Annotated in this window: 21 protein-coding genes and 1 pseudogene; 8 read left to right on the forward strand and 14 right to left on the reverse strand. The window is 48.0% G+C overall.

Annotated elements, in window-relative coordinates; translation table 11 throughout:
• The 3 genes and pseudogenes from H6G45_RS02930 to H6G45_RS02940 form a co-directional block, all read right to left on the reverse strand.
• Nucleotides 1-103: pseudogene (locus H6G45_RS02930) on the reverse strand (IS4 family transposase); the annotation flags it as partial.
• A gap of 364 nt (nt 104-467) precedes the next feature.
• Entirely contained in the window at nt 468-911 is a 444-nt protein-coding gene (locus tag H6G45_RS02935) for a response regulator (RefSeq protein ID WP_190596449.1), read from the reverse strand.
• 19 nt (nt 912-930) lie between these two features.
• Nucleotides 931-3,177, reverse strand: a complete 2,247-nt coding sequence (locus H6G45_RS02940; RefSeq protein WP_190596451.1) for an ATP-binding protein — start codon at nt 3,175-3,177, stop codon at nt 931-933.
• A 455-nt stretch (nt 3,178-3,632) separates the two neighbouring features.
• Here H6G45_RS02940 and H6G45_RS02945 point away from each other — a divergent pair, with 455 nt between their 5' ends.
• The 3 genes from H6G45_RS02945 to H6G45_RS02955 are packed head-to-tail and all read left to right on the forward strand — an operon-like array spanning nt 3,633 to nt 6,185.
• Nucleotides 3,633-4,895 carry a gamma-glutamyl-phosphate reductase gene (locus H6G45_RS02945; RefSeq protein ID WP_190596453.1) on the forward strand — a complete coding sequence of 421 codons (1,263 nt, stop codon included), beginning with the start codon at nt 3,633-3,635 and terminating at the stop codon, nt 4,893-4,895.
• A 10-nt stretch (nt 4,896-4,905) separates the two neighbouring features.
• On the forward strand, nt 4,906-5,109 hold the full coding sequence (locus H6G45_RS02950; protein WP_190596455.1) for a hypothetical protein: 204 nt from the start codon (nt 4,906-4,908) through the stop codon (nt 5,107-5,109).
• Nucleotides 5,106-6,185 carry an AI-2E family transporter gene (locus H6G45_RS02955; protein WP_347338239.1) on the forward strand — a complete coding sequence of 360 codons (1,080 nt, stop codon included), beginning with the start codon at nt 5,106-5,108 and terminating at the stop codon, nt 6,183-6,185. Before H6G45_RS02950 ends, H6G45_RS02955 begins: the two co-directional genes overlap by 4 nt.
• Before the next feature lie 251 nt (nt 6,186-6,436).
• Here the strand turns inward: H6G45_RS02955 and rpsD are convergent, their stop codons facing one another.
• Nucleotides 6,437-7,045, reverse strand: a complete 609-nt coding sequence (rpsD, locus tag H6G45_RS02960) for a 30S ribosomal protein S4 (protein ID WP_010873531.1) — start codon at nt 7,043-7,045, stop codon at nt 6,437-6,439.
• Nucleotides 7,046-7,263: 218 nt separating this feature from the next.
• Nucleotides 7,264-8,067 (reverse strand): ABC transporter ATP-binding protein, encoded by an 804-nt coding sequence (locus H6G45_RS02965; RefSeq protein ID WP_190596459.1) that lies wholly within the window; start codon nt 8,065-8,067, stop codon nt 7,264-7,266.
• Nucleotides 8,068-8,314: 247 nt separating this feature from the next.
• Between H6G45_RS02965 and H6G45_RS02970 the strand changes: the two genes are divergently transcribed.
• Nucleotides 8,315-8,758, forward strand: a complete 444-nt coding sequence (locus H6G45_RS02970) for a DUF29 domain-containing protein (protein ID WP_190596461.1) — start codon at nt 8,315-8,317, stop codon at nt 8,756-8,758.
• Here H6G45_RS02970 and fmt read toward each other — a convergent pair whose 3' ends face one another.
• Complete coding sequence (gene fmt / locus H6G45_RS02975) at nt 8,759-9,766, reverse strand: methionyl-tRNA formyltransferase (protein ID WP_190596463.1); 1,008 nt, start codon at nt 9,764-9,766, stop codon at nt 8,759-8,761. It abuts the gene before it with no gap.
• Between the two features lie 332 nt (nt 9,767-10,098).
• Between fmt and H6G45_RS02980 the strand changes: the two genes are divergently transcribed.
• Nucleotides 10,099-10,578, forward strand: a complete 480-nt coding sequence (locus H6G45_RS02980) for a nucleoside deaminase (protein ID WP_190596465.1) — start codon at nt 10,099-10,101, stop codon at nt 10,576-10,578.
• Here the strand turns inward: H6G45_RS02980 and H6G45_RS02985 are convergent.
• On the reverse strand, nt 10,575-11,234 hold the full coding sequence (locus tag H6G45_RS02985) for a hypothetical protein (RefSeq protein WP_190596468.1): 660 nt from the start codon (nt 11,232-11,234) through the stop codon (nt 10,575-10,577). The two genes, H6G45_RS02980 and H6G45_RS02985, sit on opposite strands and share 4 nt — an antisense overlap.
• A gap of 118 nt (nt 11,235-11,352) precedes the next feature.
• Between H6G45_RS02985 and accC the strand changes: the two genes are divergently transcribed.
• A complete protein-coding gene (gene accC, locus H6G45_RS02990) occupies nt 11,353-12,699 on the forward strand; it encodes an acetyl-CoA carboxylase biotin carboxylase subunit (protein WP_190596469.1) in 1,347 nt (448 codons plus the stop codon).
• A gap of 2 nt (nt 12,700-12,701) precedes the next feature.
• Here the strand turns inward: accC and H6G45_RS02995 are convergent, their stop codons facing one another.
• Entirely contained in the window at nt 12,702-13,763 is a 1,062-nt protein-coding gene (locus tag H6G45_RS02995; RefSeq protein WP_190596471.1) for an Mrp/NBP35 family ATP-binding protein, read from the reverse strand.
• Nucleotides 13,764-13,983: 220 nt separating this feature from the next.
• On the opposite strand from H6G45_RS02995, the gene H6G45_RS03000 reads away from it, so the two are divergent.
• Nucleotides 13,984-15,270 carry a pitrilysin family protein gene (locus H6G45_RS03000; RefSeq protein WP_190596473.1) on the forward strand — a complete coding sequence of 429 codons (1,287 nt, stop codon included), beginning with the start codon at nt 13,984-13,986 and terminating at the stop codon, nt 15,268-15,270.
• 18 nt (nt 15,271-15,288) lie between these two features.
• Nucleotides 15,289-15,447, forward strand: a complete 159-nt coding sequence (locus H6G45_RS03005; protein ID WP_190596476.1) for a DUF2256 domain-containing protein — start codon at nt 15,289-15,291, stop codon at nt 15,445-15,447.
• On the opposite strand, the gene ribD is transcribed toward H6G45_RS03005, so the two are convergent.
• The 6 genes from ribD to H6G45_RS03035 all read right to left on the reverse strand — a co-directional run bounded on the left by ribD (nt 15,392) and on the right by H6G45_RS03035 (nt 20,532).
• Nucleotides 15,392-16,504, reverse strand: a complete 1,113-nt coding sequence (ribD, locus tag H6G45_RS03010; protein WP_190596478.1) for a bifunctional diaminohydroxyphosphoribosylaminopyrimidine deaminase/5-amino-6-(5-phosphoribosylamino)uracil reductase RibD — start codon at nt 16,502-16,504, stop codon at nt 15,392-15,394. The two genes, H6G45_RS03005 and ribD, sit on opposite strands and share 56 nt — an antisense overlap.
• A gap of 98 nt (nt 16,505-16,602) precedes the next feature.
• Nucleotides 16,603-17,241, reverse strand: a complete 639-nt coding sequence (locus H6G45_RS03015) for a class I SAM-dependent methyltransferase (protein ID WP_190596480.1) — start codon at nt 17,239-17,241, stop codon at nt 16,603-16,605.
• A gap of 261 nt (nt 17,242-17,502) precedes the next feature.
• Nucleotides 17,503-18,621, reverse strand: a complete 1,119-nt coding sequence (locus tag H6G45_RS03020) for a hypothetical protein (RefSeq protein ID WP_190596482.1) — start codon at nt 18,619-18,621, stop codon at nt 17,503-17,505.
• A 159-nt stretch (nt 18,622-18,780) separates the two neighbouring features.
• On the reverse strand, nt 18,781-18,987 hold the full coding sequence (locus H6G45_RS03025) for a type II toxin-antitoxin system HicA family toxin (protein WP_190596484.1): 207 nt from the start codon (nt 18,985-18,987) through the stop codon (nt 18,781-18,783).
• Nucleotides 18,984-19,187, reverse strand: coding sequence for a type II toxin-antitoxin system HicB family antitoxin (locus H6G45_RS03030; protein WP_190596487.1), 204 nt, complete (start codon nt 19,185-19,187; stop codon nt 18,984-18,986). The genes H6G45_RS03025 and H6G45_RS03030 overlap by 4 nt, the downstream gene beginning before the upstream one ends.
• Nucleotides 19,188-19,359: 172 nt before the next feature.
• On the reverse strand, nt 19,360-20,532 hold the full coding sequence (locus H6G45_RS03035; protein WP_190596488.1) for a hypothetical protein: 1,173 nt from the start codon (nt 20,530-20,532) through the stop codon (nt 19,360-19,362).
• Nucleotides 20,533-20,539 lie beyond the last annotated feature (7 nt).

Here is a 20,539-nt window from a genome sequence, read left to right on the forward strand (position 1 = left end):
CTAACCAGATACTCACAAACTTAAATGTGTCTAACACTGGGTAGTCATCTTTAGGAAAATTAGATAGATGAGTTTTGACAATATGTCCAAAATTTGATATCATTGCTTCAATTATTTTAATATTTCTGCCCTTTATTCTATCATTTTAAAGGGCTTTTTCCTTCTTTATAACTATCGTTCAACACTTCTGCGAGAGAGGGTGTTGCTATGAATTTTGCTCTGGTTTTTTTTCCTGAATTAACCCGTAGCCAATCTTCGCAAAACTGTAACTCCATCCGAATAAATTCACTTTTAGGCGATTAGGCGATCGCCATTAAACCCTTAGTCATTGATTGGTTGGTCTAACTTTTGTTGGCCCGCGCCTGAGCTTGGCATCGTTTCAAAACAGAGTGACCTATCCATTTCCCATAGAGCACATCGTTAATCCTGTCTTTTGCCGCTAATGGCAATAAAATGACGCGGTGGGGTCAACTGGCTGGTAAGGTAACCGTTTCCAGCCAAAAGGACTCAATACCCTGCACCATCTTAAATAAATCCTTCAAATTGCGGGATTTGGTGAGATAACAATTGACATGAAGTTCATAACTGGCGATTACATCATCCTCATTGTGGGAAGTGGTTAACACCACCACGGGGATTCTTTTCAGGGCCGGGTCTTGCTTAATTTCCGCCAACACTTCCCGGCCATCCTTTTTAGGAAGGTTTAAATCCAACAAAATTAGGTTGGGACGGGGGGAGTTTTCGTATTCCCCCTCTTGTCGTAAAAAGGCCATGGCCGCTAAACCATCCCGGAGAATGATTAGTTCGTGGTCAATGGTGCTGGTTTTCAAGACTTCCTGCACAAGGCGACTGTCGGCTTTGCTGTCTTCCACCAGCAGAATGACCTTGGGGGGATTAGATTCATCGGACATGGTTCAATACCTTACCTTCTTAGTTACCAATGGGGATGGAGAAGTAGAATGTGGAGCCCTCCCCTGGGTTAGACTCTACCCAAATTTGCCCTTGATGACCCTCGATAATTTTTTTGCAAATAGCTAGACCCATGCCGGTGCCTTTATACTCGTCCCTGGTGTGGAGTCGTTGGAAAATAACAAAAATGCGCTCGAAGAATTGGGGGTCAATGCCAATACCATTATCTTGCACCGCAAATACCCAGGCATCCTCCCGGCGATCGCCCCAGATTTTAATTTTGGCTGACTTGTCCCCGGCAAACTTGATCCCATTAGCGATCAGGTTCTGGAACACTTGCATGAGCTGGATTTGATCTGCCATTACTGCCGGCATGGAACCAACTTCAATTTCCGCCCCGCTTTCTTCAATCCGTTGCTTCAGGTTAGCCAGGGCTTTATCCACCACTTCCTGCACATCGGTGAAAGTGAGCTGGGCATACTGGGTATCCACCTTGGCATAGGTCAAAATATCGTCAATCAGAGTCTGCATCAGGGAAACCCCCGTCACGGCAAAGTCAATGAAGTCCTTAGCGTCTTCGTCCAGAGCTTCGCTGTAGCGCATTTCTAGCAGTTGTACATAGTTGCTGACTTGGTTGAGAGGTTCCTGCAAATCATGGGAAGCAATGTAGGCAAATTTCTTGAGGTCAGCGTTGGACCGTTCCAAGTTGCGGGCTAACTGAGCCAACTCTTCCGCCTGACGCAAAATCAAGTTGACGATCGCCTTTTTCAGGGCCAGGGCACTCTGAATTTCCACCGATTGCCAAGGTAGGGATTGCAGTCGGACAATTTCTTTCCAGAGGTCAAAGGACTGCCGGGGATGGAGTTCAATTTTACCGTCTTCCTGGGTGGCTTCGTAGGCATGGTGAGGATCTCCCCCCCAGTTAACCGTTTGCAACACTTCGGGGCGGAACCAGAGCAAAAAGTTATGGCGGGCAATGGGAATGGCCAATAAACCGCTGGCTACGGATTTAAAGTTAACGGCATCGGGGTAAATTTGTGACAGTGAAGAAGTGAAAAACACGTCCTGGACTTCCCGATTTTCCAGCCATTGCAGTAGATATCGCACCGCTTTTTCGTCTGGGGTTTCCCCAACCAAAATTAATTTTTCCCCAAAACAAATGGCCGCTCCCTGGGAACCAGTTAGCCCCAACAGGCGATCGGGATGATTGGTTAACCCTTCGACGAAATCCCCCGCCGTGGTCATTTTGTCCAATAAAACCGCTTCATGCTCCGCTAATTGCACCCGGTAATCGAAGGTTTCCGTATCTTCCTGGGCGGAAATGTTACTAAACACTACCCGACCAAAAAATTCGCAGGCTTTACGCAGTTCAAAGGGAATTACTTTGGGCGTTTGATGGTGGCAGGCAATGAGACCCCAGAGATTGCCATCCTTAATGAGGGAAATGGTCAAAGAAGCCCCCACCCCCATATTTTTCAGATAGGTGAGGTGACAATGGTAGGCACTGCGGAGAATGGATTCTGTCAAATCCACCGCTCGGTTGGTGCTGGGATTAACGGCGGGGGTGAGGGGCACTGCCACACCATAAACGTCAGGAATAACTCGGATGGGGTTATGGATAAATAGCCGACGGGCGGGCTGGGGAATGTCTGATTCAGGATAATGCAAGCCCAAGTAGGGCTCCATATCATCCCGTTTATCTTCGGCAATGACATCACCGTGGTTATTTTCATCAAAGCGGTATAGCATCACCCGATCAAAGCCGGTCATACGTCGTACTTCTTGGACGATGACATCGTAGAAATCCCGCAGATTAGCTTGTTGGCGCAACCGATTTAAGGCGGCATTGGCCATGTGGTAAAAACCAAGGAAAGGCAGATTGTCGGAAGTGTAGGCTGGTTCTAGTTCACACACCAATAGGCCGTCGCTATTGCGGTGAAAAACCCCATCGAAAATGACAAAGTCGTCCCCCATTACCCGCGCCCACAGTTTACTGGGGTTGAGGCTGCTGATTTGTCCTGCCGTTAGGCGACTCTGGATGGGCTCAATCTGAAAGCTATCAAATACTTCCCCTAGGCCTTTGCCCAACAGTTCCTCTGGCGATCGCCCCAAAATACCGGTGCAGTTGGCACTGATTTGGCTGATGATCAGATCCGGTTCCTGCAAGACCACCACTAAACCGTGGGGCTGAATTAGGTGGGCGGTGTGGATGGCGAGGGTTTCTAGCTGACGGAGGGACTGGTCGCTGAGTTGTAGGGTAGTGGCCATGGGCTTTTCTCTTTCTATCTATGGGTGGAGGCTGATGCTAATAACGACGGAGGCCGCAACTTTGGGCTTATAAGTAACTTGCAATAATCTTGGACTGACTGATAATTTCATCTCCGTCACTGGAGTAATAACGACCGAATATTCTGGGTGCTTTTATCCTAACGAAGCTTTTTTATTTCCCAACCGCAACGTTACACAACGAAACCGTTTCGCAATTTTTCTTAATGATTAGCGAGATAATTCACCGGTTCGAACTGGCCCTTGGCGATCGCCATTTTGACTAAATCTGAGCTTTGATTGTTTAATTGTCTATAACTGTCAATCCAGCAATTGGCTGCCCCTAACCCCTAAAATCCCTAACCTTTCCTTTTGGTTACTTTGGATGGGTGTTCGTCGAATAAACTGTCCGAAGTAAATCCATCTTTGCAGGCGGGCTTTGCCCCCTAGAATTTTCGATGACTAGCGACGATGCCGCGGCCGGTTTAGTAAAGGTTCTCGATTCTGCCCAGGGAGCTTTCCTTGCCCTCGATTCCTATGGCGGCAATGACCGGAGTCGGGCGGTGTTGGCCATGGCGGAGGCGTTGGAACGTTCCTTTGCCCAAATTTTGGAAGCCAATACCTTGGATTTGGTGGTTAGTCGGGAAATGTCCGTGGCGGATTGTCTCTGTGAATGGCTCAAGCTCACCCCGGAAAGGTTGCAAAACACGGTGGCTATTCTGAAGCGTTTGGCTTCCTTGCCGGATCCCCTCCAGCGGGTGATGGCTTCCCCCTATCAATTTAACCTGGCCCAGACCTATTGCCAGTTGATGCCCTTGGGGGTGGTGGCCCTAGTCTATGAAGCTTTTCCTGAATTAGCGGCGATCGCCGCAGGCTTTTGCCTGAAAACCGGGAACAGCCTAGTTTTGAGGAGTTGTGGTGCCTCTAGCCATTCCACCGCGGCCATTTGTGAAATCTTGCGGGAAGGTTTACTAGATGCGGATTTACCGGTGGACAGTGTTAACCATATTCCCAGCGAAACGCTACCCAATGTGCAGGACTTAGTGGGCAGTGCTAGCCAGCTTAATTTGGTTATTCCCTACGGCCGCCCCAGTTTTGTGGAACAAATTAGCCAACAATGTACTCCCCCTGTGTTGAGGGCCGCCATGGGTAACTGTTACCTCTACTGGTCTAGTAAAGGGGACTTGGAAATGGTGCGGCAAATGATCATCGACAGCCATGTGGGGCACCCGGATCCGGTCAATGCCATTGAAAAAGTTCTGGTTAGTCCGGGGCAAAATCCAGCGCCGTTGGTACGACTATTGAATAACCTACAGGGCAAGGGCTTCAAGCTCCGGGGAGACAGTGAACTCTGTGAACAATTTCCCGACCACCTCACCCTGGCCAAGGAGAACGAATGGGGTAAGGCCTACCTGGACCGCACAGTGGCCTTCCGCACCACCCAAAACTTGAAAACGGCGATCGCCTGGATCAATAGCCATAGCAGTGGCCACGGGGATTGTATTGCCACCGATTCCTATCAGGAAAGTCGACAGTTTTCCATGGGGGTGGACAGCGCCTTGGTGTATGTCAATATTCCGCCCTCTTTCTGTCGCAATCCCCACCAGGGAGAATCATTATTTTTGGGGGTATCGAGCCAAAAAGGTCAACGGCGAGGCTTGATTGGCCTAGAAGCATTTATGACCCCCAAGCAAATTGTCCAGGGGGAAAGTCGCAGTTGAGCCATTGCCCATGTCACAGTTAGGTCGTTTGGCATTGTTGGCCCTGAAAGTATTGCTCCCTTCGTTTCTTATCTCCTGGGGCATTAAGTTTATTGTGCCGGCCTTTGCTCCTCCACCGGAGTTAGCCTGGACCTTGCTATTGGTGTTCACTCCAGTGCTGGCGGTCATCGTTTGGTTGGGGCTACAGGAATGGCAGGGGAGGAAAACACCGTGACCTTTGCCCAATGGTCTGGCTTTATCAGTCTCTTGTTGATGGGGGCAGTGCTGTGGCAGATCCGCCAATTATTGTTACTGTTGTTTGCTGCCGTAGTGGTGGCCAACGGTTTAAACCACCTTTCCCAATGGTTCCAGCGGCGGGGCATAAAAAAACAATTATCCATACCCTTGGCGGTGATCATTCTACTGTTGGCCCTCGTAATAGTGGTGGCCCTGATCATCCCCCCCTTTGTGGAGCAATTCCAGGAACTCCTGACCCTTGTCCCCACCAGCATTGATGACACCCTACAATGGCTCCGGAAAATAGCCAGGGCGATCGATCCAGAATTAACGCCCCTCCTACCAAATTGGCAACAAATCACCGGACAGATCAGGCCTATTTTGCAGAAATTGGCTGGTAACGGTTTGGGGTTGTTTTACAGCACCCTGGGTTTACCCCTCACCCTTTTACTGCTGATTGTGCTCAGTCTGATGTTTTTGGCCAATCCCAGGGCCTACCGTCAGGGTTTCATCCGTTGCTTTCCTGCTTTTTATCGAGCCCGGGTTGATCTAGTTCTTAGTAAGTCGGAAATTTTATTGGAGGATTGGCTACGGCTAATTGTGGTCAGTGCTGTGGTGGTCACCGCCACCACTTGGCTCGGTTTAGTTTTGCTCCAGGTGCGGCTTCCCCTGGCCCTAGCCCTTGTTGCCGGTATTTTTGTTGTTATTCCCAACATTGGTCCCCTGATTAGTCTAGTCCCCGCCATGGCGATCGCCCTGTTGGACAATGCTTGGAAACCTCTCTTGGTGTTGGTGCTCTATGGGTTGATAAACTACTTTGAATTCCATTGGATCACCCTGCACTGCATGGGCAAGCCCCAGCCAATTTTGCGGGGGGTTTTACTGTTAGCCCAAGTATTTTTTGTCAGTGTGTTCGGACTTTTTGGGTTGTGGTTGGCGGTGCCCCTCACCTTAGTTGCCCAAGTTCTAGTACAAGAAATATTGATCAAAGACATTCTTGATCGTTGCCAAAGCTCAGAAGAAGTTGGGGAAGAAACGCCCCCACAGACTCCACCAGCATTGCCGGAATCCTAGGGGAAGGGCCACAGTAAATGTGGTGTAAATTTAGTTGAAAATGGTTCTAACTTGGAGGTGAGGATAATCCTTCTGTAAACTCCTCTGCAATTCACACGAACTTAATCTGATGGGAATCAGCCGCAAAACGTTGAATAACTAACTCCAAGGGAATTCTGCAGTTTCCCACTTTAATACTTGTAAAAAAAAAGATAAACTCATGGTGGTTAGGGAAAGGGAAAGTAAATTCTCCCCCATTTCCCCAGACAGATCTACGCTTTCCGAGAATAATACTCAATTACAAGCAGTTCATTGATCTGCAACGCCACCCACTCACGGTCAATAACGCTGTTGACCTTGCCAGTAAACGTATTTTTATCGAACTCCAAATGGGAAGGCACATTGGCCAAACCAGGAAATTCCATATTGGTTTCCACCAATTTACGGGAACGGTCCCGATCACGGACACTGACAATATCCCCAGGACGGCACTGGTAGCTAGGAATATCCACTACTTGACCGTTAACGGTGATGTGGCCGTGGCAGACTAACTGCCGAGCCCCCGGAATGGTGCCAGCCATGCCCAAACGGAACACAGTGTTATCCAAGCGCATTTCCAGCAGTTCCAACAGAGCTTGTCCGGTGGAACCCGTAGCCCGACGGGCTTTTTTCACATAACGGACCAATTGCTTTTCCGTAATGCCGTAGTTCAACCGTAGTTTCTGTTTTTCTTCTAGCCGAATGGCATACTCAGAACGTTTGCGACGGGCTTGGCCATGTTGGCCGGGGGGGTAGGCACGGCGAGGGGATTTACGGCTTAAACCGGGTAATTCCCCAAGGCGGCGGACGATCCGCAGACGAGGTCCTCTATAACGAGACATCTTAGTTGGTCATCTCCTAATCAATAATTCCCAAACATCCCATTATAGGTTAGTGAGGTCTGTTAACGCTACCCAGTGAAGTCCTCTCCCAGGGCATTGTGAATAACTTGGTAATTGATGCTCAATGTCCCATACTCTATTGGCTTAGGGTAAAGACCATGGTGAGAACTTCAATTAATTCTTTACCAATTCTCAAGCTTGACTAGTTCTGCCAAGGGCTAGGAATCGCCCAAATAGGCTTCCAGAACCCTAGGGTCAGACTGAATTTGCTCAGGAGTGCCATCGGCTAAGTTTCTTCCTTCTGCCAAGACCCAAACGTGGTGACAGAGGGTCATGATCACATCCATATTGTGTTCAATCACTAAAAAAGTAATGCCTTGGCGATTCCAATTGACAATGTGTTCACAAATTTGCCCAATCAGGGTGGGGTTAACTCCGGCGGCGGGTTCATCTAGCAAAATGAGCTTGGGATTGCTCATCAAGGCTCGGGCCATTTCCAACAGTTTCCGTTGTCCCCCCGATAACGCTCCGGCATAGTCATGGGCTTTAGCGGCCAAACCAACAGATTCCAGCATCTCCATCGCCCGTTGGCGGTTGACCCGCTCTTCTGACCGTACTTTTTTGAAACTAATTAATCGTTGCAGAAACTTTTCACCGGTCTGATGCTGATCCGCCAGTAACATATTTTCCAACACCGTCAGGCGGGAGAGCACTTTCGCCACCTGGAAAGTCCGCACACAACCCTGCAGGGCAATTTGGTGGGGGGCAAGTTGGCCGATGGAATCACCATTGAAAAGCACTTCCCCTTGGTCGGGGCGAATGAAGTTAGAGAGCAGATTAAATAGGGTAGTTTTACCGGCACCGTTGGGGCCAATTAAGCCGGTGATGCTACCTTCTTTGACCACAATATCGGCGTGGTCCACCGCCCGCAGACCGCCAAAATTTTTGCATAGCCCCTGGGCGAGGAGTAGAGAACTGTCCGGACTACCGAGATTTTCTGCCGGGGTGATGCGATCGCTCATGGAAAATGTGTCAATTACCGCTCAATTACTCTGATTTAGGCGAAACCAATGGTGCTCCGGTTCCCGTTGATGAAATTCCAACCGCTTTGGGACTTTTTGCCGGGGGGGGCTATACCGCCTCCAATCATAGTGGTTTGGAGCCAGTTGGCAAGACAAGATGGCAATTTGATCTACCAAAGATTAGGATGGAACCCATCCTTGATCCGCCCAAAAATTAAATTTCGGTGGGATTCAGCCGTAGATTGCCATGGAAGAAGTCAAGACCAAACAACTATACGAGCGGGACTATAGCCAATGGGCAGAAACGATGGCTGATTTGCTGGCTTCAGGTAACTTCGCAGAACTTGACATCGAAAATCTGGTGGAGGAGGTGCGGGATTTGTCCAAGCGAGAACGCGATCGCCTGTTAAGCAGTCTGCGGCTCATTGTTCATCATTTGCTGAAGTGGGATTATCAACCCCAGAGGCGCTCCCGCAGTTGGCAAGTAACCATTCAACGGGAACGGAATAATATCAGTTTCTACCTTAAAGATAGCCCCAGCCTACGGCGGTATTTGACGGATGGGTGGCTGGGGGAAATTTATGGCAATGCCAAGCTAGAAGCATTCAAAGAAACCGGGTTAGACTTTCCGGCGGCTTGTCCCTACGACATTGGGGAAGTGTTGAATCGTGTTGTTTCCCTAACTGATTAATTATTGATGGGCATTGGGCAGACCAAAAGCTCTGATGTCCCGGTTCCCATTGATGAAATCCCAACCGCTTTGGGGCTTTTTGCCTGGGGGCTGGACTTGTTCCAATAATAGGTGCCCGTTGCCAGTTTGTAGAATGGGACCCCAATTCTTAATGGTGCCGATAATTCGCCCCGGCGAGCCAGGCTCGAAGGAACAATGGTTATAGGCTTTGGCTAAATCTTGATATTGCTCTGGCAAGAGGGGAAAGAACTCCTTCACCAGGGGAATGGTGCTAATTATTTTCAGGGTCTGTTCGCCCCAAGCTGTGTGGCAGGCCGGCGCAAAACCCCGCACTTGGTTATGGATTTCTATGGCGCTCCGGTGCCAGTCAATAACAAAATCGGCTTTTTTCAGCAGAGGGGCATAGGTGGCTTCCGTTTCAGCCTGGGGAGTGGGTTGCAGTTTGGCTCCATCTAGTTCCCGGAGGGTTTGCACCAACAATTCCGCGCCTGACTTGGCCAACCGATCGCCGATCGCCGTTAGATTATCCAGTAAACCGATGGGGGTGGAAGTTTTTAGCAACATGGCCCCGGTGTCCATGCCTTCGTCCATGAGCATGGTGGTGACACCAGTTTCCGTTTCTCCGTTGGCGATCGCCCATTGCAGGGGGGCCGCACCTCGATATTTGGGTAGTAGGGAACCATGAACATTAATACATCCCAGCCTGGGCATGGCTAGAATTTCCGAGGAAAGTAATTGTCCGTAGGCCACCACCACAAAGAAATCGGCTTGGCAATTTCGTAATTTTGCGAGGGTTTCCCCGCACCTTTTCACCCGTTCCGGCTGCCATACAGGAATACCGGCTTGCATGGCCACTCCCTTAACCGGAGAAGGAATTAACTTACTGCCCCTCCCCCGTCGGCGATCGGGCTGACTAACCACCGCCAACACGTCCATATCCGGTTGGTTTAAAACAGCATTGAGGGTAGGAACAGCAAAATCCGGTGTGCCAAAGAAGACAATTTTCATTGCAAAATATCAAAAAAATAGCTCAGTTCCCTAGGGCTTTAACTACCAATTACCATGGCTTTATCGCCCCAAGAGTATGCTTATAAAGTTCTACCCTGCTCCTAAATCTCCCAATACTGGGGGACTTTAAAGTAGTTTCCCCCCAAAGTTGAGGGGCTAGGAGAACCCTTAAAACAGTTTCTAAAAAGTGTGAAGAATTGTAAGAAATGCCATTCTTCCCCAGCCGTTGCCATGGATTAAAAGTACAATTTGTACCAATAGTTGACGGCATGGGCAAAAGTCAGGGAACAGCCCATCGGACTAAATTTACCCCTTTAGAGGATATAGCCAGAATGGTTACTGAACAAGACCGTGAGTACATGCGCCAGGCGATCGCCATTATGCGGGATGCGGGGGTGGTCAACAAGACTGGTGGCCCCTTCGGCGTGGTCATAGTCAAGGATGGAGAAGTAATTGGAGCGGCGGGCAATAGTGTAATTCAAGACAATGATCCATCTGCCCATGCGGAAGTAAATGCCATCCGTCAGGCCTGCCAAACCGTGGGCACCTGGAATTTGGCGGGGGCGGTGATGTATAGCAGTTGCGAATGTTGCCCCATGTGCTACGCCACCAGCTACTGGGCCAGGATTGACAAAATTTACTACGCTGCCGGTTGGAGCGATTTTGAAGATCTTTTTGACGACAGCAATATCAGTAAAGATTTGGCAAAACCTTACCCAGAAAGACTGTTAGCACCGGAGCAAATTTTACAGGAAGAAGCTCAAGTGGTTTGGGAGGAATTTCGTCAGTTACCGGACGGTGCCCGCTACTAGCCCGATCGACTGAAAATTACCCGAAAAAACTGTAATAGCAAAAGTAGAGCAAGGATAATGGACGCCAACGCCAAAGATTGCTCTTTTTTTGTGCCTTGCCCCTCTAGCCAACGTTGATAAATGCCGCTCACCCAGGGCACCGCAAACCAGCCTGTGATAGCCACACTACAAAAGTTACTGAACAGCATCCAGGTGGGGAAATCAATCAAATCTGGCTTATGGAGCAATAAATTAAGCCCCATAACAGTGGGGTAAAGTACCAATAAAACCAACAGGTTTATTTTCCAGACGGGGGATGGCTGGCTCAGTTTTTGCTTTAACCAACGGCTGTAACCTTCCGTATTTACTTTGCCTTTAAACTCATAACCAGCATTTTCTTCTAGGTAAATTAACTGTCTTCTTTCTGGGCTATCTAGCCAACCGATAAAATTTTCCAGCGTGTCAAAGCGGATCACTGTTTCCGCTACAAAAATGCCCCCTTCCGAGCGTAATTCGGTGGATTCACTGCTAATGTAGCCCGGATATTTTTTTTCTAACTCCTTTAATTGTTCCTGACACTCCAGAAAAATTTGCTGGTGCTCTGGGGTGACCCGGTGGGCAAAATGATACTCAAAATATTCATCAGCAGCTTGGTCTGGCGTCGGTGGAGATGTCATGGGCAATGGGGATGGGGGCGCGGGGTCAGTATATCGGCGATCGCCTAGTCAACAAAACCCGATATTCTACTAAAAGACTAAACACATCGTTTTACCAACGCTAGAGCTGGGTGGGCCAATGCAATTCGCCAAAATTTTAATTGCCAATCGGGGAGAAATCGCCTTACGCATCATTCACAGTTGCGAAGAATTGGGCATTCCCACCGTGGCAGTCCACTCCACCATTGATCGTCACGCCCTCCATGTACAACTAGCCAACGAAAGTGTCTGCATTGGGCCGCCCCCCAGTAACAAAAGCTATCTCAACATTCCCAATATTATTGCCGCCGCCCTCACCCGTAACGCCACTGCCATTCACCCAGGCTATGGCTTTTTGGCGGAAAATGCTCGCTTTGCCGAAATTTGCGCTGACCATCAAATTACTTTCATTGGTCCCAGCCCAGAAGCCATTACGGCCATGGGGGATAAATCCACCGCTAAAAAAACCATGCAAAAGTCCGGGGTGCCCTGTGTGCCCGGTAGTCCTGGTTTGATCGATTCAGAAGCAACGGCTCTAAAAATTGCTGCAGACATTGGTTACCCAGTGATTATTAAAGCTACGGCCGGCGGCGGTGGTAGAGGCATGCGCCTCGTCCAGCAAGAAAAAGATTTCGTGCGAATGTTCCATGCGGCCCAGGGAGAAGCAGGGGCGGCCTTTGGTAATCCAGGAGTTTACCTAGAAAAATTCATCGAAAAACCCCGCCATATTGAGTTCCAAATTTTGGCCGATAGCCATGGCAATGTGGTGCACCTAGGGGAAAGGGATTGTTCCATTCAACGGCGGCATCAAAAGTTACTCGAGGAGGCTCCCAGTCCCTTTTTGACCCCTTCCCTACGGAAAAAAATGGGGGAAGCGGCGGTGAAAGCGGCCAAGTCCATTAACTATGTTGGAGCCGGCACAGTGGAATTTCTGGTGGATGGCAACGGCAATTTCTACTTTATGGAAATGAACACCCGTATCCAGGTGGAACATCCGGTGACGGAAATGATTACCGGCTATGACCTGATTGCGGAGCAGATTCGCATTGCCATGGGGGAAAAACTCCGCTTCCGCCAAGGAGACATACAAATCCGGGGTCACGCTATCGAGTGTCGCATTAACGCCGAAGATCCCAAACAAAACTTCCGGCCCCATCCTGGCAAAATCAGTGCCTATCTGCCCCCCGGTGGCCCTGGGGTACGGATCGATTCCCATGTGTACACCGATTATGAAATTCCCCCCTATTACGACTCCCTGATTGGCAAGTTAATTGTCTGGGCTGGCGATCGCCCTTCGGCCATCAAAAGAATGCAGAGGGCGTTGCGGGAATGTGCCATCACTGGAGTGCCCACCACGTTAGAGTTTCACCAGCGCATACTACAAACCCCAGCTTTTCTGGCCGGGGATGTGTACACCAATTTTATTGAAGAGCATTTAACGCCCTAATTTTAAACCAGGGCGGCCATGGAAACCTTGCCAGCAATTTGCTTAGCGATCGCCGTTAGGGCTTTAGCAGAAGCCGATTCAGGTTGGGAAACCACAATGGGAATGCCCTTGTCTCCCCCTTCCCGCAGGCTGATTTCCAAGGGCACACAGCCCAACAGGGGCACATTCAGTTCTTTGGAAGCTTTTTCGCCGCCGCCGGAACCAAATAAATCGTATTGGCGATCGGGCAGATCCGGGGGAATGAAATAGCTCATATTTTCCACAATGCCCAACACGTTCACCCCCATCTGTTGGAACATCTTCAGACCCCGGCGAGCATCCAGCAAAGAGACGGTTTGGGGCGTGGTGACAATGACAGCACCGGCCATGGGCACCGATTGGGTCAGGGTAAGTTGGGCGTCCCCGGTACCAGGGGGCATATCGACAATTAGGTAATCCAAAGCTCCCCAATTGACTTGGTAGAGGAACTGACGAATAATGCCATTCAGCATGGGGCCTCGCCAGATTACTGGTTGATCGGGGTCAATTAAAAAACCCATGGAAACCATTTTGATGCCATGGTTAAACACTGGCTCTAACACTTCCCCTTGGGGACTGTTTTGTACTTGCACCGCCGCACCGCTCAAGCCCAACATGGTGGGGGCATTGGGGCCATAAATGTCCGCATCCAATAGTCCCACTGTAGCGCCGGTTTGGGCCAGGGCTACCGCCACATTCACCGCCACTGTACTTTTTCCTACCCCTCCCTTACCGCTGGAGATGGCAATAATATTTTTCACCTGCCCCACGGATTGGCGATCGGGCAAGGATTTTTGTTGGGGAGTTTCCGCCGTCACCGTTACTTCTACCTTTTCCACCCCGGGCAAGGTTTTAACCGCTTTTTCGCAATCCTCCACAATGAATTCCCGCAACGGACAGGCCGGCGTGGTCAACACCAGGGTAAAACTAACAGTGCCCCCGGCGATCGCCACATCTCGGATCATGTTCAGTTCCACCAAGCTTTTTTGTAGTTCGGGATCTTGAACGGGACGGAGCACGGTTAAAACGGCATCGGTGGTTAACATAGTGACAATTGATGACAAAAATTGGGAGAATTCTCTGAGGGATTACAGTCTGCCCCTTGATCTTAAAGGTTTTTGGGCAGGTTCCGGCCAGACAGACCCCAGAGATAGGCAAGCTTCACCATTGACTAACCCCCCGACAAAGTCAGGAAAATCCCCCCCAAACCTAAGCATTGTGTCAGAGTGGAAATAGACATAGAGCAAACCCTATCCGTTTCCCTCCATGACCCCCAGCCTATTGCCTCCCCGCCTCAATCGTCCCCACATTGAAGTGTTGCCCAATGGTTTAACCATTATTGCGGAGCAGATGCCGGTGGAAGCAGTGTCTTTTCAACTCTGGTTGAGGGTGGGTTCCCGTTGGGAGGGAGATGAAATTAATGGCACAGCCCATTTTTTGGAGCACATGGTGTTTAAGGGCACTCCCCGCCTTGCCATGGGGGAATTTGAGCGGACCATTGAATCTAGGGGAGCGGGCACCAACGCCGCCACCAGTCAGGATTACACCCAGTTTTACTTCACTTCAGCTCCCCAGGATTTTGAACATTTAGCCCCTTTACAGTTGGATGTGGTGCTTAATCCCACCATTGCCGATGGGCCGTTTGAGCGGGAACGGTTGGTGGTGCTAGAAGAAATTCGGCGATCGCAGGATGATCCCCAACGGCGCATTTTTCAGCAGGTGGTGCAGTTGGCTTTTCCCCACACTCCCTACGCCCGACCGGTGCTGGGGGCGAGGGAAATTATTACCCATCTCCAAGCTCAACAGATGCGGGATTTCCACGCCCATTGGTATCAGCCCCAGGCCATCACTGCCACTGTGGTGGGGAATCGCCCCGTAGCCCATCTAGTGGAAACGGTAGCCAACAGTTTTGCCGATTGTTACCGGGTGAAATCCCCTTCCCAAACCTTAACGCCGCCGCCGGTCAATATTCCTCCACCTTTCACTAAGGTAGAAACAATCACTGTAGTAGATAAAGCTTTACAACAGGCCCGTCTAATTTTGCTTTGGCGATCGCCGGGGTTAGACCAGTTTGAGCAAACCTTACCCCTGGGAGTATTGGCGGTGATTTTGGGTCGGGGGCGAGTGTCCCGTTTGTTTCGAGAATTGCGGGAAGAAAAGGGTTTAGTAACGGCGATCGGGGCCAGCAATTCCACCCAGGCCACCCAGGGCATGTTCTACATTTCAGCCCAGTTACCGACGGAAAATATTCCTACCGTGGAGCGGTGCATCCTAGACCACATCGAGCGATTGCAGAATGAACCGGTACCAGAGAAGGACTTAGAACGCATCCGCACCCAGGTGGCCAACCGCTTTGTTTTTGGCAATGAACGCCCCGGCGATCGGGCTAATTTATATGGCTATTACTACGCTCAAATTGGCGATCTAGAACCAGCCTTGACCTACCCCGAACAAATCCAAGCCCTGACGGCAGAGGATTTACAAAGGTCTGCCCAAACCTACCTTTCCCCCACCGCCTATGGCAAAGTGGTGGCTCTGCCGGAACCACTATAGGTTTTACCCATAAAAACCATGGCCCACCGAGGTAACAAAGCCCATCTGCCCAGTAAAATCTGTCCTGTTTGTCAACGGCCCTTCACTTGGCGCAAAAAATGGGCCAGTTGTTGGGACGAGGTTAAATATTGCTCTGACCGTTGCCGTCGTCAGCGTTCCCAGCCAGATAACCCGTAAATAGCCAATCGGGCCCGATCGCCTGGCAATGGAGATTAGTTAAATTTAATGCTTCGGTCATACGCTGGAAACCCAATTCCCCCACTGGGGTCGGAGCCGTGCCACCACCAATAATTTTCGGGGCGAGAAAAGCATGAACTTTTTGCACTGTCCCCATGGCGATCGCCTCGGCCGCTAGGATGCCGCCACATTCCCACAACACTTGCAGACAATCCCGTTGGTATAACTCCGTCATTACTGCCAGGGGAGTTAACGGATCTAAGATCAGGGTCTCTACCCCCAATTTTTCCAGATGGCTGAGCATATTGTGATCACAGGTTTTGGTCGTCACCACCAAAGTTTTAGCAATCTCTTGATGCCATAACTGGGCTTCCAGGGGTAAATCCAAGGTGCGACTCAACACCACCCGCCAAGGATTTTGGTCACTCAGTCCATGGGTAGTGAGCAAAGGATTATCCCGCCGCACCGTATTACCACCAATAATTACGGCTTGGCATTGACTGCGTAATTGATGCACCCAATGGCGAGCGGCTCTACTGGTGACCCAACTGCTGTGGCCCTGGGCCGTGGCAATTTTTCCGTCCAACGTCATGGCGTATTTGAAAATGCCAAAGGGTCTTCGGTGCTGGATGCGAAAACAAAACGCTTCATTTAAGCGCTGGCAAGCTTTTTCTTCCACCCCCACTTTCACCTCAATGCCAGCCTGTCTCAAGCGGCTAATGCCCTTACCCGCCACCAAAGGATTGGGGTCTACCATGCCCACCACCACTTTAGATATCCCCGCTTTGATAATTGCTTCCGTACAGGGGGGAGTGCGACCTTGATGATTACAGGGCTCCAAATTGACATACAGAGTGGCACCCTTGGCCCGATCGCCAGCTTCCCAAAGGGCAAAAATTTCTGCATGGGGTTGCCCTGCCTGGGGATGGAAACCTTGGCCGACAATTTGATCTCCCTGGACAATGACTGACCCCACCAAGGGATTAGGGGCCGTTTTGCTGATCGCCGTTTTTGCTAGGGTCAAGCAACGACGCATATGGGTTTGGTCTGAGATCATGGCGCACTAGGAAGAAGAAATTTAATCAGATTTGCGTAAAATTTGCTCAACTTGCAACCAGGCATAGACGGTGGGGCTGCAATTATTCTTCCTAGCTATCAATGGAGGTTTTTGCCTGACCCCTTCTGGAAAATCACCGATAAATTATTGGCCGGCATGGCGATAACAGCCTGATTGTGTAGGTTCCTTTTTTTTGCTGCTTCAATCACATCTTCGAGCTGCCTCAAACCCCAGGCCGGATTCCGACTCCGCAAAGATTGGTCAAACGCTTCATTACTAGGAGCAGTGGTTACACCATCCTGGCGATAGGGGCCGTAAAGATAGAGTCTGCCCCCCTCCGGTAAGATGCGTTCCGCTCCATTCAGTAAACCTAAACAAGACTCCCAGGGAGAAATGTGGATTAAGTTGATTGCCACCATGGCAGTGATAGGCTCTGGCCAAATTTCTGCTTCCACCGGCCACGGAGATGATTGCACATTTAAGTCCAACGGTGGCTGTAAACAGGCCAATCCCTGGTGCTCCTGCCAGGCGAGAATACTTTCCCGACAAAGAGGATCCGGATCGGATGTTATCCACCAGCGGGGGGAAAAAAGGGGCGCAAAAAAACAAGCGTGTTCCCCGGTGCCACTGGCAATTTCCAAAATACTGCCCTGGGGAGGTAAATACTCCTGCAAAACAGCGGCGATCGCCTCTCGGTTGCGTTGGGTAGCGGGGGCATACTGACGGCGATCGGTCATGGTGAAGAAAGCAAAAATTTGACAGGAGGTAGGGATTGGCGAAAACGGGAAATAAACTATTCCTAATCCATTATGGTGCCATTTTTGGGTTCCTCTGACCCAATAAAAGGCTAAATAGAAGCGGTACAGAAGCTATTGCCATTGAAGTAAAGAGTAAGTTGGATTTTGATAATGTGGATGATCACCTGGAAAGATTAGCCAAATTTAAATATTAATTCTCAACCTAAAGCTTGGTAGTTTTTAGTGGGCTAAATAGGATTATTAATCTAAAGAAATCCAATGGCCATTGAGCCTTTGCACGATCGCCGTTGCTTCTTCATAACTTTTGGTAATCGCCCAAGTGTGGTGGGTTTTGCCATTACTTTCCCGCAGATAAATCTGATTGGGTAGCAGGGGATGGTCAGCGGCGGTGCGGAGATAATCCTTGTTAAATTTGCTATGGGATTGGGAATAAATAGACGTATCCCAAGGCACCCCCCGGTCCCAACCTGGCACTACCAAAGGATTAGAGCCTAACAAAATTTGGCATGGTACTAGCATGGGGCCTTTATAAATGGCATAGGCGATCGGCATGCAAGTGTTAATCGCTAAGGTTACTAATTCGCCATATTTTTGCATCAATGATTGTTGCCAATATTGGGTAATCAAAGTGAAATCTAGCCCCGCACTTCCCCTTGCATCCAATAGCTTATTGAATTTTTCATATTCTTTTCTCACTGTGCTAATCTCCTGTTGCCAAGCATATTCCAATGGGCATTGACCAAAAATAATTTTTCCTGGTTTGAGTAATTTCCACATTTCGCCAATTTTTAAAACGTCTAGCTTTGCCGGTGCTTGCAGGGTAAATTGATAATTCTCTGCTGGGCTCTCGTTAATTGCCCTAAATAGTTTGGCAAAACTGGTCAAGGAACTAAAACGGCTGAAGGATTCGGGACGGGGAAATAGGAAAAATCCTTGATTTTTGAGTTGCATTACCCAAAAGTTACCAACATTATTTTTTTCCACAACATCTGCTTGGTCAGTTAACAGAGAAACCCGCTGACAATAAACTTCAAATATTTGCGGAGTTTCGTGGTAGATATCAATAATTTTACTGATGGGCAAGTCCAATAAAGGAGGCGGTTCTTCAACAATTAAATGGGGATAGGCATCAGCAGGGAAGGGGGTGGGCCGATTCACTAAATTTTCAATTTGGAAAATTTTTTGCCTAAGAGTTTCTATTTCTTCAATTAACTCACTATTGCTCTGCGCTTGGGTTTCACTTTTTTTTTGTGCTTCAAAGAACCGTAAAGCTGCAAACTCTTGTTGTAGTTTAAGTTGGTTTTGTTCTAACTGAATCAGCTTAACTTGATTTAATTTATCTGGTTGATTGCTAGCCATATTGTTTAATTCGTCTCTTACTACTAACAATTTTAATTAAACACGTTCTTGTCGAATATAGTCACCTAATCGTAATTAATTGTCCTGTTCATTTATCGATTGAATTTAATTAAGTATAAAAAATGTATCTAAATGTTTAAAATAATGAATTTTCAGTGTTTATAGATCGCTTTCTGATAAATTGGCTTGTTTCATAAAATGACGAAGTAATCCTATTTTTAAATCTTGATTCCCATGGATAGGCACAGAAATTCTTTCATTTTGACCTTCCTTTTTATAAATATGATGACTGCCATTAATTCTGACTAAAGACCAGCCATTACTCTCTAAGTTTTTGGCGAATTCTTTGCCAGATAATGATTTCATATGGCAATTTCCATGATTCGAGTATTCTTAGAATTTTCAGGAATTTCTAGTTCGACAGATAAACAGCCTTCAACTGCCTCATATAGATTAGTTAATAATTCTTCAAAGTTCTCTCCCTGAGTAGCACAGCCTGGAATCGCGGGTACCTCAGCCCAAAATCCTCCTTCTTCGGCTTGATGGACAACAATCTTTAATTTCATAAAATCCTCTCTTCTGTAAGGTCTTCTTAATTGTAGGTTAACAAAATTTTCCAGCAATGGAAATAACAATAGTTAATGGTTGATTTTTTCAACTGAATTAGCTTAGCTTGATTTAATTCATCCGGTTGATTACTAGCCATATTGTTTAATTTATTTCTTACTGTTAATAATTTTAATTAAACACGCCCTTCTCGACCATTCGCCAACGGCGATCGCCTACTAGGACGAGTTTAGCGGGCTTGACTAATTTAGGGTTTTGTAAATTAGAGTAACTGTCAAAAAAAGAATTGTTAGCCAGTAATCTTTGCCAGCGGCTCAGCAAAAGATTCGGAATTAACCAAATTTCTTCCCCAATGGTAAAGGCTAAATAGGAAGCCTGACTCTTTTCTCCTTCTTCAAACTCCTGGCGATCGCCAAGACCAAGATTTCCTACTTTGCCATGGATAACACTTGCTGTGGGCTTAAGATATTGAAACTGGGACGGATCATCAAAAAAAGCCTTATTGCCCTGGTTAAAATTAATGATGCAATATTCTAAACTTAATCCTAAAGGTTGGCTCAAGTCTTCAATGTTCTCTTGATCAGTGTTTACATTGTTTTTGATTTGGGTAAAGTCATTTGCTAAGAAATGACTATAGACATCTGCTCCAATAATTGAATTTGGTGTATTTTCTTCGGCTTCATCTGGCAAATCAATGTCAGTTTGGGTGACATTAATAACTTTTCGTTTTGCACGGCCATTAACCCTAGAACCCTTAAGTTTTTTTAAAGTTTGACTTCCTATTTGCTTGAGAGATTTATTTTTAGTAGGCTTAGTCGAAAGATTATTCAACAAATCAACTGCCAACTTGCCGATGATAATGCTCAAACCGATGGCCCCAGCAATAAACCAATAAATTGTAATAATTAAATCTTGATTTTTCTGAGCACCAATTTCAGCGGTAGTTTCTACCCTATTCGAATTTACTGTAGGGGTCGGCGTCGGAGTAAGAGTTGGACTGATCGGTTCATCTTGATAGTAAGGAGGATTATTAACTTGGCTTTCCCTTGGTTGTAAACTAATCCAACCCCTTTCATCTACGGAAAAAGTGACAATTTCATACCAGCAAAAGCCATCATAATATTTCGGATATATGTCGGATAACGAAAATCTTCTACCGGCGGGGATTTCAGCAATAATTTCACCATTGATATTGGGAATGTCGTAAACATCCAAATTAAAATCAGAAAATGACATCTGATAATCCCTCATCACTGGACAAGGATTATTTTCCTGGGCATTAACCGGTTGAATGATCCAGATTATTGGAATAGCAAGAATAGGAATATATTTAAAGTTTAACATTGATCCG

It is taken from the genome of Synechocystis sp. FACHB-383 (assembly GCF_014698605.1).
GTDB lineage: Bacteria > Cyanobacteriota > Cyanobacteriia > Cyanobacteriales > Microcystaceae > Synechocystis > Synechocystis salina.

Bases quoted from the DNA above. Each gene is read 5' to 3' on its own strand.
- rpsD (WP_010873531.1), bottom strand. From the start codon at position 7,045: ATGTCTCGTTATAGAGGACCTCGTCTGCGGATCGTCCGCCGCCTTGGG.
- H6G45_RS03025 (WP_190596484.1), bottom strand. From the start codon at position 18,987: ATGAAATCATTATCTGGCAAAGAATTCGCCAAAAACTTAGAGAGTAAT.
- H6G45_RS02940 (WP_190596451.1), bottom strand. From the start codon at position 3,177: ATGGCCACTACCCTACAACTCAGCGACCAGTCCCTCCGTCAGCTAGAA.
- H6G45_RS02950 (WP_190596455.1), top strand. From the start codon at position 4,906: ATGTCACAGTTAGGTCGTTTGGCATTGTTGGCCCTGAAAGTATTGCTC.
- H6G45_RS02985 (WP_190596468.1), bottom strand. From the start codon at position 11,234: ATGACATCTCCACCGACGCCAGACCAAGCTGCTGATGAATATTTTGAG.
- H6G45_RS03000 (WP_190596473.1), top strand. From the start codon at position 13,984: ATGACCCCCAGCCTATTGCCTCCCCGCCTCAATCGTCCCCACATTGAA.
- fmt (WP_190596463.1), bottom strand. From the start codon at position 9,766: ATGAAAATTGTCTTCTTTGGCACACCGGATTTTGCTGTTCCTACCCTC.
- H6G45_RS02965 (WP_190596459.1), bottom strand. From the start codon at position 8,067: ATGAGCGATCGCATCACCCCGGCAGAAAATCTCGGTAGTCCGGACAGT.
- H6G45_RS02970 (WP_190596461.1), top strand. From the start codon at position 8,315: ATGGAAGAAGTCAAGACCAAACAACTATACGAGCGGGACTATAGCCAA.
- H6G45_RS02945 (WP_190596453.1), top strand. From the start codon at position 3,633: ATGACTAGCGACGATGCCGCGGCCGGTTTAGTAAAGGTTCTCGATTCT.
- ribD (WP_190596478.1), bottom strand. From the start codon at position 16,504: ATGATCTCAGACCAAACCCATATGCGTCGTTGCTTGACCCTAGCAAAA.
- H6G45_RS03015 (WP_190596480.1), bottom strand. From the start codon at position 17,241: ATGACCGATCGCCGTCAGTATGCCCCCGCTACCCAACGCAACCGAGAG.
- H6G45_RS03005 (WP_190596476.1), top strand. From the start codon at position 15,289: ATGGCCCACCGAGGTAACAAAGCCCATCTGCCCAGTAAAATCTGTCCT.
- H6G45_RS03035 (WP_190596488.1), bottom strand. From the start codon at position 20,532: ATGTTAAACTTTAAATATATTCCTATTCTTGCTATTCCAATAATCTGG.
- H6G45_RS02935 (WP_190596449.1), bottom strand. From the start codon at position 911: ATGTCCGATGAATCTAATCCCCCCAAGGTCATTCTGCTGGTGGAAGAC.
- H6G45_RS02980 (WP_190596465.1), top strand. From the start codon at position 10,099: ATGGTTACTGAACAAGACCGTGAGTACATGCGCCAGGCGATCGCCATT.
- H6G45_RS02995 (WP_190596471.1), bottom strand. From the start codon at position 13,763: ATGTTAACCACCGATGCCGTTTTAACCGTGCTCCGTCCCGTTCAAGAT.
- H6G45_RS03020 (WP_190596482.1), bottom strand. From the start codon at position 18,621: ATGGCTAGCAATCAACCAGATAAATTAAATCAAGTTAAGCTGATTCAG.
- accC (WP_190596469.1), top strand. From the start codon at position 11,353: ATGCAATTCGCCAAAATTTTAATTGCCAATCGGGGAGAAATCGCCTTA.
- H6G45_RS03030 (WP_190596487.1), bottom strand. From the start codon at position 19,187: ATGAAATTAAAGATTGTTGTCCATCAAGCCGAAGAAGGAGGATTTTGG.